At 57.7% G+C, this 21,772-nt stretch carries 20 protein-coding genes; 13 read left to right on the top strand and 7 right to left on the bottom strand.

Annotation, left to right across the window (positions count from 1 at the left end):
• Window positions 1–15: 15 nt before the first annotated feature.
• Genes ACJY2L_RS19600 through ACJY2L_RS19580 form a run of 5 tightly spaced genes read left to right on the top strand, consistent with a single transcriptional unit; the run spans window position 16 to window position 4,742 of the window.
• Window positions 16–1,254 carry a pyridoxal-phosphate-dependent aminotransferase family protein gene (locus ACJY2L_RS19600; RefSeq protein ID WP_209500489.1) on the top strand — a complete coding sequence of 413 codons (1,239 nt, stop codon included), beginning with the start codon at window positions 16–18 and terminating at the stop codon, window positions 1,252–1,254.
• Complete coding sequence (hpxK, locus tag ACJY2L_RS19595; protein ID WP_439214540.1) at window positions 1,254–2,516, top strand: allantoate amidohydrolase; 1,263 nt, start codon at window positions 1,254–1,256, stop codon at window positions 2,514–2,516. The genes ACJY2L_RS19600 and hpxK overlap by 1 nt, the downstream gene beginning before the upstream one ends.
• Window positions 2,517–2,531: 15 nt before the next feature.
• On the top strand, window positions 2,532–3,026 hold the full coding sequence (gene uraD, locus ACJY2L_RS19590; RefSeq protein ID WP_187487815.1) for a 2-oxo-4-hydroxy-4-carboxy-5-ureidoimidazoline decarboxylase: 495 nt from the start codon (window positions 2,532–2,534) through the stop codon (window positions 3,024–3,026).
• Entirely contained in the window at window positions 3,023–3,358 is a 336-nt protein-coding gene (uraH, locus tag ACJY2L_RS19585; RefSeq protein WP_439214538.1) for a hydroxyisourate hydrolase, read from the top strand. The genes uraD and uraH overlap by 4 nt, the downstream gene beginning before the upstream one ends.
• Window positions 3,359–3,410: 52 nt before the next feature.
• Window positions 3,411–4,742 (top strand): nucleobase:cation symporter-2 family protein, encoded by a 1,332-nt coding sequence (locus tag ACJY2L_RS19580; protein WP_439214537.1) that lies wholly within the window; start codon window positions 3,411–3,413, stop codon window positions 4,740–4,742.
• A 3-nt stretch (window positions 4,743–4,745) separates the two neighbouring features.
• On the opposite strand, the gene ACJY2L_RS19575 is transcribed toward ACJY2L_RS19580, so the two are convergent.
• The gene (locus ACJY2L_RS19575) at window positions 4,746–5,513 is read right to left on the bottom strand and encodes an amidohydrolase (RefSeq protein WP_439214535.1); all 768 of its coding nucleotides are present in this window, start codon (window positions 5,511–5,513) and stop codon (window positions 4,746–4,748) included.
• Window positions 5,501–6,661 carry a pyridoxal phosphate-dependent aminotransferase gene (locus tag ACJY2L_RS19570; protein WP_187486249.1) on the bottom strand — a complete coding sequence of 387 codons (1,161 nt, stop codon included), beginning with the start codon at window positions 6,659–6,661 and terminating at the stop codon, window positions 5,501–5,503. The genes ACJY2L_RS19575 and ACJY2L_RS19570 overlap by 13 nt, the downstream gene beginning before the upstream one ends.
• A gap of 125 nt (window positions 6,662–6,786) precedes the next feature.
• On the opposite strand from ACJY2L_RS19570, the gene ACJY2L_RS19565 reads away from it, so the two are divergent.
• From ACJY2L_RS19565 to ACJY2L_RS19555, 3 genes are read left to right on the top strand one after another with little or no spacing between them, the layout of a single operon-like run.
• Window positions 6,787–7,401 carry a methylthioribulose 1-phosphate dehydratase gene (locus ACJY2L_RS19565; protein WP_439214533.1) on the top strand — a complete coding sequence of 205 codons (615 nt, stop codon included), beginning with the start codon at window positions 6,787–6,789 and terminating at the stop codon, window positions 7,399–7,401.
• Window positions 7,398–8,081 carry an acireductone synthase gene (gene mtnC, locus ACJY2L_RS19560; RefSeq protein WP_439214532.1) on the top strand — a complete coding sequence of 228 codons (684 nt, stop codon included), beginning with the start codon at window positions 7,398–7,400 and terminating at the stop codon, window positions 8,079–8,081. The genes ACJY2L_RS19565 and mtnC overlap by 4 nt, the downstream gene beginning before the upstream one ends.
• The gene (locus ACJY2L_RS19555) at window positions 8,078–8,620 is read left to right on the top strand and encodes a 1,2-dihydroxy-3-keto-5-methylthiopentene dioxygenase (protein WP_067428213.1); all 543 of its coding nucleotides are present in this window, start codon (window positions 8,078–8,080) and stop codon (window positions 8,618–8,620) included. Before mtnC ends, ACJY2L_RS19555 begins: the two co-directional genes overlap by 4 nt.
• A 42-nt stretch (window positions 8,621–8,662) precedes the next feature.
• Here the strand turns inward: ACJY2L_RS19555 and mtnA are convergent, their stop codons facing one another.
• Window positions 8,663–9,685: an S-methyl-5-thioribose-1-phosphate isomerase gene (gene mtnA / locus ACJY2L_RS19550; RefSeq protein WP_264272573.1), complete on the bottom strand. Its 1,023-nt coding sequence runs from the start codon at window positions 9,683–9,685 to the stop codon at window positions 8,663–8,665.
• Between the two features lie 105 nt (window positions 9,686–9,790).
• On the opposite strand from mtnA, the gene mtnK reads away from it, so the two are divergent.
• Window positions 9,791–10,990, top strand: a complete 1,200-nt coding sequence (gene mtnK, locus ACJY2L_RS19545) for an S-methyl-5-thioribose kinase (RefSeq protein ID WP_439214530.1) — start codon at window positions 9,791–9,793, stop codon at window positions 10,988–10,990.
• Between the two features lie 35 nt (window positions 10,991–11,025).
• Here mtnK and ACJY2L_RS19540 read toward each other — a convergent pair whose 3' ends face one another.
• Window positions 11,026–13,668, bottom strand: a complete 2,643-nt coding sequence (locus ACJY2L_RS19540) for an Ig-like domain-containing protein (protein ID WP_439214528.1) — start codon at window positions 13,666–13,668, stop codon at window positions 11,026–11,028.
• 224 nt (window positions 13,669–13,892) lie between these two features.
• Here ACJY2L_RS19540 and ACJY2L_RS19535 point away from each other — a divergent pair, with 224 nt between their 5' ends.
• Window positions 13,893–14,759, top strand: coding sequence for a flagellin N-terminal helical domain-containing protein (locus ACJY2L_RS19535; RefSeq protein ID WP_439214526.1), 867 nt, complete (start codon window positions 13,893–13,895; stop codon window positions 14,757–14,759).
• Between the two features lie 57 nt (window positions 14,760–14,816).
• Here ACJY2L_RS19535 and fadE read toward each other — a convergent pair whose 3' ends face one another.
• Window positions 14,817–17,261, bottom strand: a complete 2,445-nt coding sequence (fadE, locus tag ACJY2L_RS19530; protein WP_209500469.1) for an acyl-CoA dehydrogenase FadE — start codon at window positions 17,259–17,261, stop codon at window positions 14,817–14,819.
• Window positions 17,262–17,573: 312 nt separating this feature from the next.
• On the opposite strand from fadE, the gene lpcA reads away from it, so the two are divergent.
• The gene (lpcA, locus tag ACJY2L_RS19525; RefSeq protein WP_067428220.1) at window positions 17,574–18,152 is read left to right on the top strand and encodes a D-sedoheptulose 7-phosphate isomerase; all 579 of its coding nucleotides are present in this window, start codon (window positions 17,574–17,576) and stop codon (window positions 18,150–18,152) included.
• Between the two features lie 38 nt (window positions 18,153–18,190).
• Entirely contained in the window at window positions 18,191–18,958 is a 768-nt protein-coding gene (locus ACJY2L_RS19520; RefSeq protein ID WP_067428222.1) for a class II glutamine amidotransferase, read from the top strand.
• On the opposite strand, the gene dpaA is transcribed toward ACJY2L_RS19520, so the two are convergent.
• On the bottom strand, window positions 18,929–19,681 hold the full coding sequence (dpaA, locus tag ACJY2L_RS19515; protein ID WP_439214523.1) for a peptidoglycan meso-diaminopimelic acid protein amidase: 753 nt from the start codon (window positions 19,679–19,681) through the stop codon (window positions 18,929–18,931). The two genes, ACJY2L_RS19520 and dpaA, sit on opposite strands and share 30 nt — an antisense overlap.
• Before the next feature lie 251 nt (window positions 19,682–19,932).
• Here dpaA and dinB point away from each other — a divergent pair, with 251 nt between their 5' ends.
• Window positions 19,933–20,988: a DNA polymerase IV gene (gene dinB, locus ACJY2L_RS19510; RefSeq protein WP_439214521.1), complete on the top strand. Its 1,056-nt coding sequence runs from the start codon at window positions 19,933–19,935 to the stop codon at window positions 20,986–20,988.
• 596 nt (window positions 20,989–21,584) lie between these two features.
• Here the strand turns inward: dinB and ACJY2L_RS19505 are convergent.
• The coding region (locus ACJY2L_RS19505) for a hypothetical protein (RefSeq protein WP_439351306.1) at window positions 21,585–21,772 on the bottom strand (188 nt) is incomplete at its 5' end.

Below are 21,772 nucleotides of genomic sequence, written 5' to 3'. Positions count from 1 at the left end.
GGAAAGGAAACGACCATGGATATTCACGATTACGCCCAAATTAATCCGCCACAGCGCCTGCTGATGGGACCGGGACCGATCAACGCCGATCCGCGCGTGCTGCGTGCGATGTCGAGCCAGCTGGTGGGTCAGTACGATCCGGCGATGACCCATTACATGAACGAGGTCATGGCGCTCTACCGCGCGCTGTTCCGCACTGAAAACCGCTGGACGATGCTGATTGACGGCACCTCCCGCGCCGGTATCGAAGCGGTGCTGGTCTCATCGATTCGTCCGGGCGATAAAGTGCTGGTGCCGGTCTATGGCCGTTTCGGTCATCTGCTGTGTGAAATCGCCCGTCGCTGCCGCGCCGAGGTACACACCATCGAAGTGCCGTGGGGCGAGGTATTTACCCCGGATCAGATCGAAGATGCGATCAAACGCGTGCGTCCGCGCCTGCTGCTGACGGTACAGGGGGATACCTCCACCACCATGCTGCAGCCGCTGGAGCAGCTTGGTGCCCTCTGCAAACAGTACGGCGTGCTGTTTTACACCGACGCTACCGCCTCTTTTGCCGGTAATCCGCTGGAAACCGATGCCTGGGGGCTGGATGCGGTCTCGGTGGGCATGCAGAAGTGCCTTGGCGGCCCGTCCGGCACCTCGCCGATCACGCTTAGCCCACAAATGGAAGCGGTGATCCGTCGGCGTAAATGCGTGGAAGCGGGGATCCGCACCGAAGCGCACCAGGATGGCGAGGATGAGATGATCTGGTCCAACTATTTTGATCTCGGCATGATCATGGATTACTGGGGCCCCGAGCGGCTGAATCACCATACCGAAGCGACCTCGGCGCTGTTTGGTGCCCGCGAGTGCGCCCGTTTAATTCTGCAGGAAGGGCTGGATAACACCATTGCGCGTCATCAGCTGCACGGTGAGGCGATGCTGCACGGCATCCAGGCCATGGGGCTGGAGATCTTCGGCGATGTGAAAAACAAAATGAGCAACGTGCTGGGCGTGATCATTCCGGACGGCATCAACGGCGATCGGGTACGTAAATTGATGCTGGACGATTTTGGCATTGAAATTGGCACTTCGTTTGGCCCGCTGCACGGCAAGGTCTGGCGCATTGGCACCATGGGCTACAACGCGCGGAAAGATTGCGTGATGCAGACCTTAACGGCGCTGGAAGCGGTGCTGCACCATCTGGGTTTCCGTTCGCCGCAGGGCGCGGCGCTGCAGGCCGCCTGGGATCGCTACGGCAACGGGAGTCACTGATGGAGAGAGGCCTGATGAACGCCGATGACGCCGCGCGTTCTGCCGCGCGCGTGATGGCGCGTTGCGATGCGCTGGCTGAGATCAGCGAAACCGCGGGTCAGCTGACGCGGGTTTATCTGTCACCAGAACACATGCGCGCCAATGCACGCGTCGGTGAATGGATGCGGGCTGCGGGCATGCAGGTCTGGCAGGACGAAGTGGGCAATATCTGCGGCCGCTATGAAGCTGCGCGGCCCGGCGCACCGGCAATCCTGCTGGGTTCGCATCTCGATACCGTGCGCAACGCCGGCCGCTACGACGGCATGCTCGGCGTGCTGACGGCGATCGAAGTGGTGCAGTGGCTGCATCAGCAGCAGCGTCGTCTGCCGCTGGCGGTGGAAATCGTCGGCTTCGGCGATGAAGAGGGCACCCGGTTTGGAATCACGCTGCTGGGTAGCCGCGGCATTACCGGTCAGTGGCCGGAGAGCTGGCCGAGCCATCCTGATGGCAACAGCATTACGGTTGCGCAGGCGATGCAGGATGTCGGGCTGGATGCGGCGCTGATCGGCCTGGCAGCCCGTCAGCAGGAGGCGATTGTGGCCTATCTGGAATTGCACATTGAACAGGGTCCGTGCCTGGAGCAGGCGAATCTGCCGCTGGGTGTGGTGACCGCCATTAATGGCGCCCGCCGCCTGAGCTGTGTTTTTACCGGCGAGGCGGGCCACGCGGGCACCGTACCAATGACCCAGCGCAAGGATGCGCTGGCAGCCGCGGCCGAATGGATGGTTTACATCGAGCAGCGCACCCAACAGCTGGATCCGCAGCTGGTGGCTACCGTCGGCACGCTGAGCTGCGCGCCGGGAGCGGTCAATGTCATTCCCGGCGAGGTCAATTTAACTCTGGATGTTCGGGGTCCGCAGGATCAGCCGCTGGCGGCGCTGCTCTCGGATTTGCTGACGCAGGCGGAAGCGATCGCGCTGCGCCGCGGCATCAGCTTCAGCGCCGACGAATATTACCGTATCGCCGCCACCGCCTGCGATCCGCGGCTGCAGCAGGCGTTTAGCGCGGCGGTGACGCAGGTGCAGGGTGTCAGCATGCTGCTGCCCAGTGGCGCCGGGCATGATGCGATTGCCATCGCCGAACGCTGGCCGGTGGGCATGCTGTTTGTGCGCTGCGATCGCGGTATCAGCCATCATCCGGCGGAGTCGGTGCGCGAGACGGACGTCGCCAGCGCCATTCAGGCCTATTTGCATACCGTACAACAGCTGGCAACCGTGCCGTAGCACAGGGAGAACACCATGAATCTCACCACCTTTAATCAGCTGGATGCCGACGCCGCGCAGGCGGCCATCGCCCATTGCGTGGCGATTGGCAACTGGCAACAGGCGCTGGTGGCGCAGCGGCCTTTTGCCTCGCTGACGGCGTTGATGCAGTGCGCGGAACAGCTGGCGTTAAGCTGGCAGCAGGCTGAGCTTAATCAGGCGCTGGCGGCCCATCCGCGCATCGGTGAGCGCGCCGCCGGAGCGGATAAAGAGGCAGCGTTGTCACGTCGGGAGCAGGGTGCCATGCAGCAGGCGGACAGCGATGTACAGCAGGCGATGCGCGCAGGCAACCAGGCGTACGAGGCGCGTTTTGGTCGGGTGTTTCTGATCCGCGCTAAAGGGCGCAGCGGCGAGCAGATGCTGGCTGAGCTGCAACGTCGGCTGGAGAACAGCCCGGAACAGGAAGTGCAGGAGGCGTTGGGCCAACTGCGTGAGATTACCCTTTTGCGTTTACAGGAGAGCCTGCAATGAGTACCATTTCTACCCACGTTCTTGATACGGCGCTGGGCCGTCCCGCGGCTGACGTCGCTATCGCGCTGGAACAGCAAACCGCAGAAGGCTGGCTACCGGTGGCAAAAGGCATCACCAACGCCGATGGCCGGATTACCGATTTCACGCCCGAGGTGCTCACGCCGGGCCACTATCGTCTCACCGCAGAGATTGGCGACTACTTTGCCGCCAGCGGGCGCGAAACGCTCTACGTCAGCGCGCAGATCGACTTTCGCATTCCCGGCACCGGCAGCCACTATCATCTGCCGTTTCTGATTTCGCCCTGGTCATGGTCAACCTATCGCGGCAGCTGATCGCCGATGCCACGTGGCGTCATAGCGGCGCCGCTTTAACAAGGAGACTCTGATGACTCACTCTCGCATCAGCCCGGAAGACAAACGTTATCCGGCAGGGAAAACCTTTGCCTGGGGTTTGCAGCATGTACTGACCATGTACGGTGGCATTATCGCGCCGCCGCTGATCATTGGCTCAGCCGCCGGCTTGTCGGCGGCACAGATTGGTATGCTGGTCACCGCCGCGCTGTTCGTCAGCGGCTGCGCCACGCTGTTGCAGTCACTGGGCATGCCGGGTTTTGGTTCGCGGCTGCCGCTGGTACAGGGCGTCTCGTTTGCCAGCGTGGCGACCTTAACCGGTATTGCCAGCGGTGACGGCGGCCTGCCGATGGTGTTTGGCGCGGTGATCGCCTCGGCGCTGATCGGCCTGCTGATTGCGCCGTACTTTGCCCAGATCATCCGTTTTTTCCCACCGGTGGTGACCGGTACGGTGATCACCGCTATTGGCCTGTCGCTGATGCCGGTGGCCGCCCGCTGGGCGATGGGCGGCAATGCCCATGCCGCTGACTGGGGCGCACCGGGAAATATCGGGCTGGCGGCGCTGACGCTGGCGGCGATTCTGCTGCTGAATAAAGTGGGCAACGCCAGCCTGAAGCGGCTGTCGGTGCTGTTGGCGATTGTTATCGGTACGCTGTTTGCGGTAATGAGCGGACGAGCGGATTTTTCTGGCGTGCTGCAGGGCGATTATCTCGCCTTGCCGGGATTGTTCAGTTTTGGCCTGCCGACTTTCGATCTGGCGGCTATTTTATCGATGCTGTTGATAGTGTTGGTGCTGCTGACCGAAACCACCGCCGGGCTGATCGCCATCGGCGAGATCGTGGAAACTGAGGTCGACAGCAAACGCATCGCCCGTGGTTTACGTGCTGACATGCTGACCAGCGCGCTGGCGCCGCTGTTTAACTCCTTTCCGCAGAGCGCCTTTGCGCAAAATATCGGTCTGGTCGCCATGACCGGCATTCGCAGTCGCTTTGTGGTGGCGGCAGGTGGAGCCATTCTTATCGTGCTTGGCCTGCTGCCGATCATGGGCCGCATCGTCGCCAGCATTCCGGTGCCGGTGCCGGTGCTGGGCGGCGCGGGCGTGGTGCTGTTTGGCACCGTGGCCGCCAGCGGCATTCGCACGCTGGCTAAGGTCGATTACAAAGAGAACATGAATCTGGTGATTGTTGCCACCTCGCTGGCCTTCGGCATGATCCCGCTGGTCATGCCGGGCTTTTACGATCAATTCCCCGGCTGGGTGCAGACGCTGTTTCATTCGGGGATCAGCGCGGCCTGCCTGGTGTCGGTCAGCCTCAACGCGCTGTTTAATCCGCTCAAGCCAAAAGTCGCGGCCGTCCGTCAGCCGTAACGGCTAGAGCTGAAAGGCGTCAGCATCGCGCCAGGCAGGGAAGCGCTCGCGATATGCCCGTAACGCGTCCAGCGACAGCGTGGCATCCAGCCGCGCAGGCTGATGCGGTGCGGCGGCGGCCAGAATCTCGCCCTGCGGAGAGATAATCTGGCTGTCGCCGCTGTAGTGATGCTGATTGCCATCGACGCCCACGCGATTACAGCCCGCCACATACGCCTGATTCTCAATCGCCCGCGCCAGCAGCAGCGCCTGCCAGTGCAGCGCGCGCGGCGCGGGCCAGTTGGCGACCCAAATTGCCAGGTCATAATCGTTCTGATTGCGCGAGAACACCGGAAAGCGCAGGTCGTAACAGACCTGCGGCAGAATACGCCAGCCGCGCCAGTTCAGCACCGCGCGCTGTTCACCCGCCAGATAGTGATGATGCTCGTCCGCCATACGAAACAGATGGCGTTTATCGTACCGATGCACCGTGCCATCGGGCTCCACCAGCAGGAAACGATTAACCGCGCCCTGTGCGGTCTGGATCGCTGCGCTGCCGCCGACTAACGCATCGCAATGCTGCGCGTGGCCATGCAGCCAGGCGATAACCCGATCCTCAGGCAGCGAGCTTTTGGCTGCCTCCATGGCGAAACCGGTGGTGAACATCTCCGGCAGAATGATCAAATCGCGATCCTGAAGATCACGCAGCAGCGGATCAAAATGGCGCAGGTTCGCTTCGCCATCCATCCAGGCTAAAGGTTCCTGCAATAAGGTAATCGTTAAAGCTGACATAAGCGCTCCGCGGCAGCGTCGAGCGTCGCCGGTTGTTTAGCGAAACAGAGACGGATCAGTTTATGCGGAAATGCGCCATCGCAAAACACCGACAGCGGAATCGCGGCCACGCCAACTTCCGTGGTGAGCCATTCGCAAAAGCTGACGTCATCCCGATCGGAGATGGCACTGTAATCCAGCAGCAGAAAATAGGTACCTTCACACGGCAGCACGCGGAAGCGACTGTTGGCTAACGCGGCAATCAGACGATCGCGTCGTTCGCGATAGAAGGCCGACAGCTCGCGGTAGTGCGCCGGTTGCTGGCGCAGCATATCGGCAATCGCCAGCTGAGCCGGCGTATTCACCGAGAACGTCAGATACTGATGCACCTTGCGAATCTCAGCGCTTAGCGCCGGTGGCGCCACGCAGTAACCTACTTTCCAGCCGGTGACATGAAAGGTTTTGCCGAAGGAGGAGACGGCGATGGCGCGCTGCCGTAAATCCGCATGGGTCAGCACGCTGGCGTGGCCCGCCTCGGTGAAACAGATGTGCTCATACACTTCATCACTCAGCACACCGATCGGCCGATCGGCAATTGCCTGCCACAGCGCATCGTAATCGCTGTTGCGCCAGACCGTAGCGGAAGGATTGTGCGGCGTGTTGACGATCACCAGCCTGGTGTTATCGGTAATCAGGCTGGCAAAGGCTGCCCAGTCGACGCGAAAAGCGGGTGGCTGAAGCGCGATGCGTTTTAACACCCCGCCCGCCAGCGCCACTGCCGGTGCATAGCTGTCATAGCTCGGATCGAAACAGATCACTTCGTCGCCTGGCCGCACCAGCGCGGTGATTGCGGCGTACAGCGCCTCGGTCGCACCGGCGGTGACGGTGACTTCCAAATCGGCATCGGGACGGTAGTCATACAACTCGGCGGTTTTGTCGGCGATCGCCTCACGCAGCGCCGCCACGCCCGTCATCGGCGCATATTGATTTGCGCCCTGGCTAACGTGCCAGGCGAGGCGCTCCTGTAGATAACGCGGGCCGTCAAAATCGGGAAAACCCTGCGACAGATTAATGGCGTTGTGCTGCTGAGCGAGGGCGCTCATGCGGCTGAAAATTGTGGTGCCGAGCGCGGGCAACTTGCTCTCGGGCTGATAGAGGACGTGGCTCATGCGTTAACCTTCGGTTCTGTAGACCAGGAGACGTGTTGCTGTCACTATAAACAGGATGCTAGTATTTGGCAATCAAGACGCTTAGACGGCTAAATGCAGCCGCCGCACCGTTAACGAGGAAACCTATGTCAGCGACTTCGCAGCTCGAACAACTGGTCGCCGCCTGCCACTGGATCGGCAGTCGCGGCTGGGCACCGGCCACTGGCGGCAATATGTCGGTGCGCCGCGATGCCACATCCTGCCTGCTCAGCGAATCGGGCAAAGACAAAGGCAGCCTGACCGCCGACGATTTTATTGTGGTTGATATCGCCAACAATCGTGCCGCTTCAGGCCGTCGCCCCTCGGCTGAAACGGGCCTGCATACCTTGCTCTATCGACTGTTTCCTGACGCCGGTGCGGTGCTGCATACGCATACCGTTAACGCGACCGTGCTATCGCGCGTGGAGCAGGGCGAGGTGCTGCGGCTGCACGGCTACGAGATGCAGAAAAGCCTTAGCGGTCAGCAGAGCCATCTCGACAGTGTGGAGATCGCGCTGTTTGATAACGATCAGGATATTCCCGCGCTGGCGGCGCGTATCGAAGCGTTCGCCCGCACCTCACCGCTGCGTTACGGCTTTCTGCTGCGCGGCCACGGTTTAACCTGCTGGGGAAAAGATGTCAGCGAGGCGCGCCGCCATCTTGAAGGCCTGGAATTTTTATTTGAGTGCGAGCGGCAGCGCCGCCTGTTGGAGAGATCATGATCCGCGCCATTGTTACCGATATAGAAGGCACCACCAGCGATATCCGTTTTGTGCACGAGGTGCTGTTCCCATACGCGCGCACGCATCTGGCGGAATTTGTCCAGCGGGAACAGCAGCAGCCCACGGTTGCCGAGGCGCTTAACCGCGTGCGTGAAGAGATTGCTCAGCCACAGGCCGATGTGCAGACGCTGATTGCTGCGCTGTTTGGCTTTATGGATGAGGATAAGAAGTCCACCGGCCTCAAGGCGTTGCAGGGCATGATCTGGCGTGACGGCTATCTCAGCGGCCGATTTACCGGCCATCTTTACGCCGATGTGCTGCCCGCGCTGCAGGCCTGGCGCGCACAGGGCGTAGCGCTTTATGTTTATTCATCCGGCTCGGTAGCTGCGCAGAAATTGTTATTTGGCTACAGCGATGAAGGTGATATCACAGCGTTGTTCAGCGGTTATTTTGATACGCATGTCGGTGCCAAACGCGACGTCGCCTCTTATCAGAACATCGCCCGGCAGATCGATCTGCCCGCCGAACAGTTGCTGTTTTTATCCGATATTCATCAGGAGCTGGATGCCGCCGCTGCCGCCGGATGGCAGACCATTCAGCTTATTCGCGGCGAGGCGGACAGCAGCAGCCAGCATCGCCAGGTCGCATCCTTTGATCAGATAACCGCGGAGTTAACATGAGCGCATTAACCATTTTTACCGATACCGAAGCGACCCAGCCGGTCTGGCACAGCACCGAGGCGGAAGCGATTCGTGAAAAGCTGCAGGCGAAAAATGTGCGCTTTGAGCGCTGGCAGGCGGATCGCGATCTGGGTGAGAATCCCGATGCTGAAACGGTGATTAATGCCTATCAGCACGCTATCGATCGGCTGGTGGCTGAAAAAGGCTATCAAAGCTGGGATGTGATCAGCATGCGCGCCGACAATCCGCAGAAGGACGCGCTGCGCGGTAAGTTTCTTAATGAGCACACGCATGGCGAAGATGAGGTGCGTTTCTTTGTGGAAGGCGCCGGGCTGTTTTGCCTGCATCTCGACGGCAGTGTCTATCAAATTCTCTGCGAGAAGAACGACTTAATCTCGGTGCCTGCCGGTACGCCGCACTGGTTTGATATGGGGTCGTCGCCGCATTTTACCGCGATTCGCATTTTCGATAATCAGGAAGGCTGGGTGGCGCGTTTTACCGGCGACAGCATCGCCGATGCCTATCCACGGCTGCCGTAATAATCACGGCGGCTTTCATCTCAGCAGGAAAGCCGCCCGCGTTTATCGCGGTAAGAAGATCCCGGCATTCACCTGTTCCGGTGTGATCACACCGGTATCCAGCACCCAACCGCTGATCAGCGCGGCAGGCGTCACATCAAACGCTGGATTGTGTACCCGCGCCTGTTCTGGCGCCCACTGCACGCTGCCAAAACTGCCCGCCACGCCGGTGACTTCACTGGCGGCACGCTGTTCGATAGGAATTGCCGCGCCGTTTGGACAGTGGGGATCCAGCGTGGTGTGCGGCGCCGCCACATAGAAAGGAATCTGATGATAGTGTGCCAGTACCGCCAGGCTGTAGGTGCCGATTTTATTGGCGACGTCGCCGTTAGCAGCGATGCGATCGGCACCAACCCAGACCGCATCAACCTGCTTCTGCGCCATCAGGCTGGCGGCCATTGAGTCGCAGATCAGCTGATAAGGAATCCCCAGCTCGCCCAGTTCCCAGGCGGTTAAACGTCCACCCTGCAACAGCGGACGGGTTTCATCCACCCATACGTTGGCAACCTTTTGCTGACTGAACGCCCGGCTGATCACGCCGAGGGCGGTGCCGACGCCCGCAGTGGCCAGGCCGCCGGTATTGCAGTGGGTGAGCAAACGGCTGCCGGGAGTCACCAGCGCCGCGCCAGCATCAGCAATGGCATCGCACAGCTTTTTATCTTCATCGATCAGGTTCAGCGCCTCCATGCGCAGCGCGGCAACGTAGTTCTCCTGCGCCAGCGCCAGCCGCATGCGGTCGAGATTGTTCATCAGATTCACCGCCGTTGGCCGCGCGGCGCGCAGCACCTCAAGCGCGTCAGCCAGCGCCGTGCGGGTAAAACCTTGCTCCGCCAGCAGGGCCAGCAGCAGGCTGGCGGAAAGGCCAATCAGCGGCGCACCGCGCACGCGCAGGGCGTGAATATGCGCCACCAGTTCTGCCACGTCGGCGGCGGGCAGCCAGTTTTTCTGCTGCGGCAGCGCCTGCTGATCGAGGATCCAAAGCTGATTGTCACGAACCTGTAAGCTGGTGGTACTGAGAGTTTTCATCGGGCTTAAATCCTGGTTGCGTTGATACAAGGTATTGTGCCAACATGCTTCGTAGATGTATAGACGTCTGAACGGCTTATAACGGCAGAATAATGAGGATGACGTATGTCGCAATATCGTACCTTCACCGCAGATGATGCGGTCGCTTATGCGCAGCAGTTTGGCGGTCTCGCCGATCCGGCAGAGTTAGTGCGCGCCGAAGAGATAGGCGACGGTAACCTCAATCTGGTGTTTAAAATTTATGATCGTGCCGATCGCAGCCGCGTGGTGGTCAAGCAGGCGCTGCCCTATGTGCGCTGCGTGGGCGAATCCTGGCCGCTGACGCTGGATCGGGCGCGCCTTGAAGCGCAGACGCTGGTAGAACATTATCGCCACTGCCCCCAGCATACCGTGAATGTGATCCATTACGATGCCGAGCTTGCGGTGATGGTGATGGAAGATCTCTCCAGCCATCAGATCTGGCGCGGCGAGCTGGTGAAAAATATCCACTATCCGCAGGCCGCCAGCCAGCTGGGTTATTATCTGGCGCAGACGCTGTTTCACACCTCCGATTTTTTCCTGCATCCGCACAAGAAAAAAGAGGAAGTGGCGCGTTTTATTAACCCGCAAATGTGTGAAATCACCGAAGACCTGTTCTTCAACGAACCCTATATTGTGCACGAGCACAACGCCTATCCAACACAGCTGGAAGAGGATGTGCTGGCGCTGCGTCACGATGATGAACTGCGCATTGCCGTCGCCAGCCTCAAGCACCGTTTCTTTGCTCATGCCGAAGCGCTGCTGCACGGTGACATTCACAGCGGTTCGGTGTTTGTCGCCGAAAACAGCCTGAAGGCGATTGACGCCGAGTTTGGCTATTTTGGGCCGATTGGCTTTGACGTCGGTACGGCGCTGGGCAATCTGCTGCTGAACTACTGTGCGCTGCCCGGTCTGCTGGCACCGCGGGAGGCGGCAGCAGGGCGCGAACAGCGCCTGCTGGATGTGAAAGTGCTCTGGCTCGCCTTTGTCGAACGTTTTCAGGCGCTGGCGGTGGAGAAAACCCGTGATGTGGCGCTGGCTTTTCCCGGCTACGCATCGGCGTTTTTGCACAAGGTGTGGCAGGACTGCGTGGGCTACTGCGGCACCGAACTGATCCGCCGTACCGTGGGCATGTCGCAGATAGCCGATATGAAAACCATCAGTGATGAGGCGATGCGCGTGGAGTGCATCCGTCATGCGATCAGCCTTGGCAAGACGCTGATTCTGGCGGCGCCGCACGTGGAAGATATCGATGCGCTGCTGGCGCGTATCCGGCAGAACGGCTGAAGAGAAAAGGGCGGCTGGCTGGCCGCCCTTTTCTGTCACATCAGCTGAGTAGTGACACCCAGTTCCACCAGCAGCTCAGCCTCGCTGAGTTCGTGCCGCCAAACCTGATACTCAACGCCTGCCGAGGTCACAGTGCCTTCTTCAAGATGCCAGGCCGCATAATCCTCACCCTGCAACACATTGTCCAGATTGACTACGTCACCGGCGTTACCTCTGACCTGAATTTGTATGCTGTTATGATCGACGAACAGCGCATTTTCGCCCATTCTGAGAATATCCTCCAGGTTGATATTGAGCGTATTATCACCGCTGCCGGTGAGATCAATGGTATTCACTGAGCCGAGGCGCGAGGAAAAATCGGCCAGCGAAACCTGCTGATTGCTGCCTTCAACGGTCAGCACTGGCATCGCTTCGCCCGGAGCGGTGGCGTGAGTGTCCAGCGGCAATTTATCAGCAGGATCGCTTAACGCCGGGTCAGTGCCGACGATTTCTGCCTGGCTATCGAGGTTGTCAGGCTGGCCAGTGGGCGCAGGAATCACTGGCATCATGCTGATATTATCGATATAAAAGTCGTTGCCCATCCCGCTGGCATAGTCGTTGTAGAACATCACTTTTATCACGCCGTCCCGGTCTGCCGTATAGCTGCCGCTATAGCGTAATGGGGAGGTTGAGGTCAGTGCCGACGCGGGAATAATGGTCTGGCCGTCCACCATCAGGCCCAAAACGGCAGGTGCGGCATTGTTGGTTTTTGCCGCGTCGAACGAGAGCAGGTAGCTCACGCCTGCAAAGACCGGCATCTCGATATACATTACGCCGCCACTAAAATCGCCATTTGGCGTACCAAACTGTACTCTGCCTGGAATAGTAACTTGCCCGACCTTCGCATAGTCACCGATGAGCGCCCATCCCTGCAGCGTATTATTATTGAAATCCCAGTGCGTTGCCGGCGGTAAAATCAGCACCGGCCAGGCAGTGGAGCCGGCCTTGTTGCCGGCAATATCCACCGCTTCAACATGAAAATCGTGACGGCCAGTTTCCAGCGGATAGGCGGGCGTCAGCGTCCACTCACCGTTGGGTTGCGTTCTGGCGCTGCCCAGCAGCACGTTACCGTCATAAAGATAAACCAGGCTGTTGGCTTCTGCACTGCCGTGCAGCGTCGGGTCTTTATCAAAGGTTTGTGCATTGCGGGTTGGCCCGGCAAGCCGTGAACCATCATCCTCCTCAATACGCAGGATCACCGGCGCAGGCGTTGAGGTATCCGTTGTTAAGGTAAAGTCGCTGCTCCAGTTGCCCAGATTACCGGCGATGTCCTGCGTACGGACCTGAAAGTCCCAGCGGTCGTCGGCAAAAGCGTGCGTCGCCTGCCATTGCCACTCGCCGTGACTGTTTGCCTGAATGGGGCCAACTTCAATCCAGCTGTTGCTCTGATCGACGCTGTAGCGTAGCCAGACCATGCCGTTTGGTTCAGCGCTGCCGTGCAGACGCGGACGATTGTCATCGGTGATCCCCTGGTGGAGCACGTTATTGCGGATGCTGCCGATGTCATCTGCTGCATAGTCAATGCGCGCGTCTGGTGGCGTGACGTCGAGCGTGACTAACTGCGTGGCTTCGGGTCCGCGCACGCCCTGCTGATCAACCACGCGTGCTTTGTATTCCCAGCTGGCGCTATGCGTCAGGTTATCGATCCAGCGCCACTCCTTGCCGGTGCTGGCAACATCCCACCACCGCTGGCCATCCCAGATTTGCAAGGTTTCATTGGCGGCCAGCGGCGCCGAAAGGGTGCCTTTGAGTTCACGGCCTGCGCTGCCGTCGTTGGTGATAAAATCGCTGGCGGATACGCCGCTGTCTTTTGACATAAGATCAATTGTCACCGTCAGCGGCATATATTCCATGCCTGCCCAGCTGATATTATCAATATTAAACCCCGTGTCGCCGACGCCAGGTTCATCCGCCACCACCAGCACGACGCGACCAATTTTTACGCCGGGCGGCGCGGTATAATCGAGTGTATTAATAACAAATTCTTTGCGGCTGGGGGTGCCGGTTTTATCCAGAGTAACAGAGGTTATCAGTTCGCCGTAAACATCGTAGAACTTCACCTGAGTATTGGTGCTGTGCAACGCAAAATAATCAAAGCTAAAACTTTTGAAGCTTTCATTATTAAATGAGAATTCATAGCTGCTCTTTTCTTTAACAAAAAGCACCTTAGAGGTGTAGCCAAACCAGTAATAATCAATGACTTCAGCATTGCCGGAAAGCGGCGTCAGAATTAGCCCGCTTTCTGCCACAAAAGGCTGACTGTTGCTGTATTTACCATATTCCTGTTGATCAAGGTTCTCGCTGCCGCCGCGCGAAGAGAAGGGCACTGGCGCAGCAGCGGGCAGCAGGCCCGGTTGCGAGGGCAAGGCCCGGCTAATGCTGTTTTTCGCCTCAGTCAGCGGTGAGTAAGGCGCGAATGGACTGTTTTCCGCTGGCTGCTGCACCTCAACAGGCTGCTCCTGGACGGGCATACTGGTTTCAGGTTGCGTTGTCATGCGAACATATTCTGCTGAATCAATCGCGCTGGCTGAGAATTCATCGTGCAGACAGTGAAACGCCGGGACGCTTTTATCAGTGACGGTCTCTGCGGGCAAACGGTAAACCGCACGTCGCAGGGTTATTTCATTTTTTGTAGACATAATTTTTCCAGGTACAGGTTATCTTGCCGGTGATTGTTTAATGAAATGCCGGCGCGCAAGATAAGATGCGTCTGGTAATTTTTATTATTATTTTTTCTTAAGAAAATGCTGTGCTGGGTCGCCTCTATTCAGGTTAAACCAGAGAAAAATAATACAGTTAATTTTTTCCCACATTGCGTCGCCTTATAGACCGAACTCATATTATCAGGGGAAAGAAAATGGGTATGTCGATATTTACTTCGTCGTCAGGCATGGCCTCGTTGCGCGCGATGAATGATTCATCAAAAAAACTTACCACCGCGATGAATCGGTTAGGCACCGGATTGCGTATCAACAGTGCGGGGGATGATGCCGCGGGACTGCAAATCGCGACGCGCCTGCAAGGGCAATCGTCAGGCATGGAAGTGGCGAAAAACAACATTGGTAAAGCCAGCGCGATGCTGCAAACCGGCGAAGGTGCATTTGAAGAATTAACCAACATCCTTTATCGCATGAAAGATCTCACCACTCAGGCCGCCGATGACAGTCACAATATTGACGATCGTAGCGCACTGCAGCTGGAATACGATCAGCTTATTGGTGAAGCCGCCAGCATTATGAGCAACACCTCTTATGGTTCGGAGCCACTGTTTCAAAGCATCATACCGCCGATGCTGCAGGGAAAGTTCGCTGCTGATGTGCAGTTCCAGATCGGCGCGACAAAACAGGAAACGCTGATATTTAATGCCGCCGATGAGCTTGATAAGGTCGTCGTCGCACTGCAGGATTTGATGACCATTCCCGGTAGCCCGGGCAATCTGGAAGATGCTGAGATGGCAAATGCCAACCTCGATCTGGTAAACGATGCGCTGGATCAGGTTGGCGGATTTCGTTCGCATCTGGGAGCCACCATTAATCGCCTGAGCCACACCGCAGCAAATCTGGAGAATATGCAGAGTAACGTCTCACTAAATATTGGCGCCATTCGTGACGCAGACTTTGCGAAGGAAGCGTCAGAAATGAGCCGTTATTCAATGCTGCAGCAGAGCAGTCAGTCGATGTTAAAGCAGTCGAATGCGATGTTGGGTAACGTGATGGCGCTGCTTGGATAAAGAAAAAGGCGGCCATTGCGCCGCCCGTGTTTGTGGGTTGATGGTTTATTTCTGCGCTCAGGCGGCCGCATTCTCTCTGGCTGGCAGCGTCTCTTTCACCGGCTGGGTCGCCAGCGCATCGGGTTCAAATTCCTCAACGTTGATCGAGCGCAGACGGCTGACCTCGGCGCGCTGAAAAATGGCCGCTTCCTGGTCAGTAATCCAACCCTCTTTCAGGGCGCGTTTTGCCAGTTCATCAAGCCGGGTAAACGGTAGGTTTTTCTTCAGCTGTTTGCACAGGCGATCGTGAATCGGCTCCGCCGCCATCACATCGTGCAGCGCCTGTTCCAGCTGGCCAGCGGGATTGTGCTCGCTCGGTGCCAGATATTGCCCGCGGCCCAGTCGCGTACGGGTAGCTGAAGGGATCTGCAGAATTTTTGCCAGCTTGTGTTCCAGTCGATCGGACGGCGCGCGGCAGTGGCGGCCCGCCGGGAAAATGGTCAGGCGCAGCGCAGCGGCCACCAGGCGATTAGGGAAGTTGCGCAGCAAATCGTCAATCGCATCTTCTGCCTGATTCAGCGCATCCTGCACGCCCCACAGCACCAGCGGTAAATCCGCTTCCTGCCGACCTTCATCCTCATAACGCTTCAGGGTTGCCGACGCCAGATAGAGCTGACTGAGCAGATCGCCAAGGCGTGCTGAAATGCGTTCACGGCGTTTCAGGCTGCCGCCCAGCACCGACATCGCTACGTCAGAGAGCAGGGCAAGGTTGGCGCTGATGCGGTTGAGATGCTGATAATAGCGGCGTGTGGCATCGCGCGTCGGTGAGGTACTGGTGCGCCCGGCGGTCAGCCCCAGCCAGAAACTGCGCATGGCATTGCTGCCAACGTGGCCAACGTGGCTGAACAGCGCTTTATCAAACGCATTCACATCACCGGTCGCCGCGGCGGCCATCTCCGACAGAATATAAGGATGGCAGCGTATTGCGCCCTGACCAAAGATAATCATGCTGCGCGTCAGGATATTAGCGCCTTCCACGGTGATAGCGATCGGCGCACCCTGATAGGCGCGGGCAAGGAAATTGCTCGAACCCAGCATGATGCCTTTGCCACCGGCAATGTCCATCGCATCGATAATGGCGCGCTGACCGCGATGGGTGCAGTGATATTTTACGATAGCGGAGAGCACCGCGGGCTTTTCACCGAGCATGATGCCGCTGGTGATCAGCGTCGACGCCGCATCCATTACGTACGTATTACCCGCAATGCGCGCCAGCGGCTCTTCAATCCCTTCCATTTTACCGATCGATACGCGGAACTGGCGACGAATATGGGCGTAGGCACCGATCGCCAGCGCGATGGTTTTCAGGCTGCCGGTGGAGTTAGACGGCAGCGTAATGCCGCGTCCAACCGACAGGCATTCAACCAGCATACGCCAGCCCTGACCGGCCATTTCCGGGCCGCCAATAATGAAATCCAGCGGCACGAAAATGTTTTCGCCACGGGTTGGACCGTTCTGGAACGGCACGTTCAGCGGAAAATGGCGCTTACCAATTTCGACGCCGGGCGTCTTAACCGGGATCAGCGCACAGGTGATGCCCAGCTCTTCCTTATCGCTGAGTAAATGCTGCGGATCGGAGAGTTTAAAGGCCAGACCAAGCACGGTGGCAATCGGTGCCAGCGTAATGTAACGCTTGTTCCAGGTCAGCCGCATGCCCAGCACCTGCTCACCCTGCCATTCACCCATACAGACCACGCCGACATCAGGGATGGCACCGGCATCCGAACCCGCTTCCGGGCTGGTCAGGGCAAAGCAGGGAATTTCATCGCCACGCGCCAGGCGTGGCAGATAGTGATCTTTCTGTTTTTGCGTGCCGTAATGTTGCAACAGTTCACCCGGACCCAGTGAATTGGGCACGCCCACGGTGATCGCCAGAATGCCGGAGACGCCGGAGAGTTTTTGCAGCACGCAGGATTGTGCGTAGGCGGAAAACGCCAGGCCGCCATACTCTTTTTTGATAATCATGGCGAAAAAACGGTGCTTCTTCAGATAGGCCCACAGTTCAGGCGGCAGGTCAGCCATCTCATGGGTGATCTGGAAATCGTTGGCCATGCGACACGCTTCTTCTACCGGTCCATCAAGAAACGCCTGTTCCGCTTCGGTCAGGCGCGGTTGCGGATAGGCGTGCAGGGTTTGCCAGTCAGGCTTGCCGCGAAACAGCTCGCCTTCCCACCAGGTGGTGCCCGCGTCAATCGCCTCTTTTTCCGTGCGTGACATCGGCGGCATCACTTTTTGAAACGTGCGCAGCATCGGTTTGGAAAACAGTGCGCGCCGTATCGACAGAATGTTCAGCGGAATCAGCACCAGCGCCAGAATCACCAGCGGCCATGCCGACCAGAAGGAGGCCAGCGCGAGGGCGCCGAACCAGATAATTAGCAGCATGCTGCTCACCGCCAGTGATACGCGATGATAAAAAAGCGCGCCGATGAGCATCAGCGTTGCGATGATACTGAGAACCATCATAGTGAACCGCTCCGGTTGTGGGGAAGATGTAAGAGGTCTGACCTGTTGTTATTATCCTGGTGTAGTGCAGAGCGGCATGGCGATCAATCGGTTTACATAATAATTACAACTTGCCTCACAGAATCTTTTTCGCGGCAGCATGGCGACGCTATTTTTTGCGGTTGTCAGGCAAATGAAACAACAAAAACGGCTGGCGGTACGTCACGTTATTTTCGCACCGCTATAATGTGACCCGTGCCACGGCGGGCGCTTTCCGCTCTCTCGCCATTCCGGTAAACTCGGTGTGACCTCTCTTATTCCAAGGACCCCAACATGTACCAGGATATTATTCGTTCAGAACTCAACGAAGCAGCAGAAACGCTGACTAAATTTCTGAGCGACGATGCCAATATTCATGTCATTCAACGGGCGGCGGTGCTGCTGGCTGACGCCTTCAAAGCGGGTGGGAAAGTGCTCTCCTGCGGTAACGGCGGTTCGCATTGTGACGCCATGCATTTTGCCGAGGAGCTGACCGGTCGCTATCGCGAAGATCGCCCGGGTTATCCGGCCATCGCCATTTCTGACGTGAGCCATCTCTCCTGCGTTAGCAATGATTTTGGCTATGAGTATGTTTTCTCGCGTTATGTTGAAGCGGTAGGGCGGCCTGGCGATGTGCTACTAGGGTTATCGACCTCGGGCAACTCTGCCAACATTATCAGAGCGATCGACGCTGCCCGCGCGCAGGGCATGAAAGTGATCACCCTGACCGGCAAAGATGGCGGCAAAATGGCCGGCACGGCGGATATCGAAATCCGCGTACCGCATTTTGGCTATGCCGATCGTATTCAGGAGATTCACATTAAAGTGATTCATATTCTGATGCTGCTGATCGAAAAAGAGATGGCGAAATAATTCGCTCCTGCTGCTGATCACTACGATGTGAGGCCTTTATGTGTGAACTGCTCGGGATGAGCGCCAATGTCCCCACGGATATCTGTTTCAGTTTTACCGGTCTGGTGCAGCGCGGTGGCGGCACCGGCCCGCATAAGGATGGCTGGGGAATCACATTTTACGAAGGCAAAGGCTGCCGGACCTTCAAGGATCCGCAGCCCAGCTATAACTCGCCGATCGCGCGGCTGGTGCAGGATTATCCGATCAAATCCTGTTCGGTGGTGGCCCACATTCGCCAGGCTAATCGCGGCGAAGTCTCGCTGGAAAACACCCATCCGTTTACCCGTGAACTGTGGGGCAAACACTGGACCTATGCGCATAACGGCCAGTTAAAGGGCTATCGCGGGCTGGAAACCGGTAATTTTCGGCCAGTGGGTGAAACCGACAGTGAAAAGGCGTTTTGCTGGATTCTGCATCAACTGGCAACGCGCTATCCGCGCACGCCGGGAAACTGGCGGGCGGTATTTCGCTATGTTGCTGAGCTGGCAGGCGAACTGCGGCAGAAGGGCGTGTTTAATATGCTGCTGTCGGATGGCCGTTATTTAATGGCGTTCTGTTCGACCAACCTTTACTGGATTACGCGACGGGCGCCGTTTGGTAAGGCGAAGCTGCTGGATCAGGATGTGGAAATCGACTTTCAGAAGCAGACCACGCCCAATGACGTGGTCACAGTGATTGCAACCCAGCCGTTAACCGGCAATGAAACCTGGCACCGCATCGCGCCAGGTGAATGGCAGCTATTTTGTCTGGGTGAGCGCGAGGAATGAGCGGGAAGCCGCCTCGCTGTCCGGCAGGAAAGTGCCGCTGCTGTTGCTGTTGTTCATCACATATTGTCCGGCATTGACGGCGACATGCGGCGGCTGGCGGTACTTCACAAACCAGGCGTAACCCGGCTGTAACTGCTTCCAGAACGCGGCGTATACCGAATTGCGATGGCGCTGCAGGTTGCTGTCGGTCATGCGAAACGGATAGATGCTTACGGCAACCTCCGGCTGACCGTTGCGCAGGGCAGCATCCACAAAGCTGAAAATCTCATCCATTTTGGCATCGGTCATAGCGTAACAGCCCACTGACACACAGTTACCATGAATCATCAGATAGCTGCCGTTGTAACCCTGCTCGCGATCGTACTGGTTAGGAAAACCAATATTGATTGCGCGGTAAAAGCGGCTGTCTGGTTTCAGCTGGTTGAGCTTAACGCTGTAAAATCCTTCCGGGCTTTTAAAATCGCCCTGGCGACGTTTCGGCCCTAATCCGCCGGAAAAGTTACAGATGCGATAGCTGTCGAGCAGGCGAAACTCATTGCCGATCTTGCCATACAGTTCCAGCGTGCGTTCTTCTTTAAAAATCTGGATATAAACCGGGGTGCCCAAAAGTTGTTTCTTTAATTCTTTGCTGACCGGGGCCAGAGGTTGAACCAGTTCAGGTGTCATTGCCCAGCTGAGCGCTGGCAAAAGAATCATCGCAAACAGTAATGCGATTTTGCCCATCGTATTGCCTTTGAAAAAGAGGGTTGAACTGCAACGCCGAAAGGCGTCTGTCACTTGCATTCTCGGAAATATCCGCTATCGCTGCGCCACATTATCATCGTTTGTTTTTTTAGCAAGATGGCGACCTGGGTATTAATCAATTAAAAATGTTTTAAAGGTGAGACCGGGTCTCACCGGTAACACAGCGGCCCTTGTGCCAGTTGCGATGAAAATTCCTGACTGTATACTTGTCCAGTATTCGCGGAGGGGCTATGCGCAAAATCATTCATGTCGATATGGACTGCTTTTATGCTGCGGTGGAGATGCGTGACGATCCCAGCCTGCGTGATATTCCTATTGCCATTGGCGGTAGTCGGGTACAGCGCGGCGTGATCAGCACCGCCAACTATCCGGCACGAAAATATGGCGTGCGCAGCGCAATGCCGACCATGACGGCGTTGAAACTCTGTCCGCATCTGCGCCTGCTGCCTGGCCGCTTCGACGCCTATAAAGAAGCGTCGGCCGCTATCCGCGAAATTTTTTCACGCTACACCACCTTTATTGAACCGCTGTCGCTGGATGAAGCCTATCTCGATGTGACCGACAGCCCGTACTGCCACGGCTCCGCGACGCTGATCGCGCGTGAGATCCGCCAGACGATCGAACGCGAGTTGAATCTCACCGCCTCGGCAGGCATCGCTCCGATTAAGTTTCTCGCCAAGATCGCCTCCGATCTCAACAAGCCTGACGGCCAGTTCGTGATCACGCCGGATCAAATGCACCCGTTTTTACTGACGCTGCCGCTGGAAAAGATTCCGGGCGTGGGCAAAGTCACCGCCAAAAAGTTGCAGGAACTGGGGCTAATCACCTGTGGCGACGTGCAAAAGGCGGATGTGGCGCTGCTGCTCAAGCGGTTTGGTAAATTTGGCCGCGTGTTGTGGGAGCGCAGCCACGGTATCGATGAACGTGGCGTTATCGTTGAGCGAGAGCGCAAATCGGTGGGCGTTGAGCGCACGCTGTCGGAAGATATTCACAGCTGGGAAGCGTGCCTGGAGATCATCGATTTTCTTTATCAGGAGCTGGAACGTCGTCTGACGCAAATCCGTCCCGATGGCCATATCGCCCGGCAGGGCGTGAAGCTGAAGTTCAACGATTTCCAGCAGACCACGCAGGAGCACGTATGGCCGGTGTTAAACAAAGAGGATTTGATCGCCGTGGCGCAGGAAGCCTGGAATGAACGCCGCGCCGGTCGCGGCGTTCGGCTGGTGGGGCTGCACGTGACGCTGATGGATCCGCAGCTGGAGCGACAACTGTTATTAGAGATTTGATTCCAGGCCGGGAACGTGGCGGCTTCCTGTGGCCGGAAAGGCCAGGCGATTTTGCCTGGCGGCAGGCTTTAAGGTCAACGGCCATTTTGTTCTGCCTTGCAGGCTGGCTGATTAAATGCCAGGTCAACGGCGAGTTCGTTCTGCCTTGCAGGCTGGCTGCTTAAATGCCAGGTCAACGGCGAGTTCGTTCTGCCTTGCAGGCTGGCTGCTTAAAGGCCAGGTCAACGGCGAGTTTGTTCTGCCTTGCAGGCTGGCTGTTTAAAGGCCAGGTCAACGGCGAGTTTGTTCTGCCTTGCAGGCTGGCTGTTTAAAGGCCAGGTCAACGGCGATTTCGTTCTGCCTTGCAGGCTGGCTGTTTAAAGGCCAGGTCAACGGCGATTTCGTTCTGCCTGAAGGCAGCCCGAGCAGGGCCGGCAGTCGCCCCGGCCCTGCACCCGCGCTATCCGGCAAACACAACCGCCCGCTGCGCGGGTGCCCTCAGCAAAAGCGTTTTCCTGACGGACCGGACGCGATTCGCTCCTGCTCAGCGCGCCCTCTCGCCGCATCCCTGCGGCTCGTCCTGGAAAACGCTTTCGCCTCGGCGGTAGTGATGCCTCCTAAAGGTCAAAACCCAGGTCAAAACCCAACAGATTAAAAGCAAAGTCTGAAATAAACCCCAAACCCCAAACCCCAAACCCCAAACCCCAAACCCCAAACCCCAAACCCCAAACCCCAAACCCCAAACCCCAAACCCCAAACCCCAAACCCCAAACCCCAAACCCCAAACCCCAAACCCCAAACCCCA

This window comes from Duffyella sp. Ts4 (assembly GCF_051851875.1).
Classification (GTDB): domain Bacteria; phylum Pseudomonadota; class Gammaproteobacteria; order Enterobacterales; family Enterobacteriaceae; genus Duffyella; species Duffyella gerundensis.
Note: the sequence above shows the minus strand (reverse complement) of the source record. Positions and strands in the feature narration are given on the sequence as shown.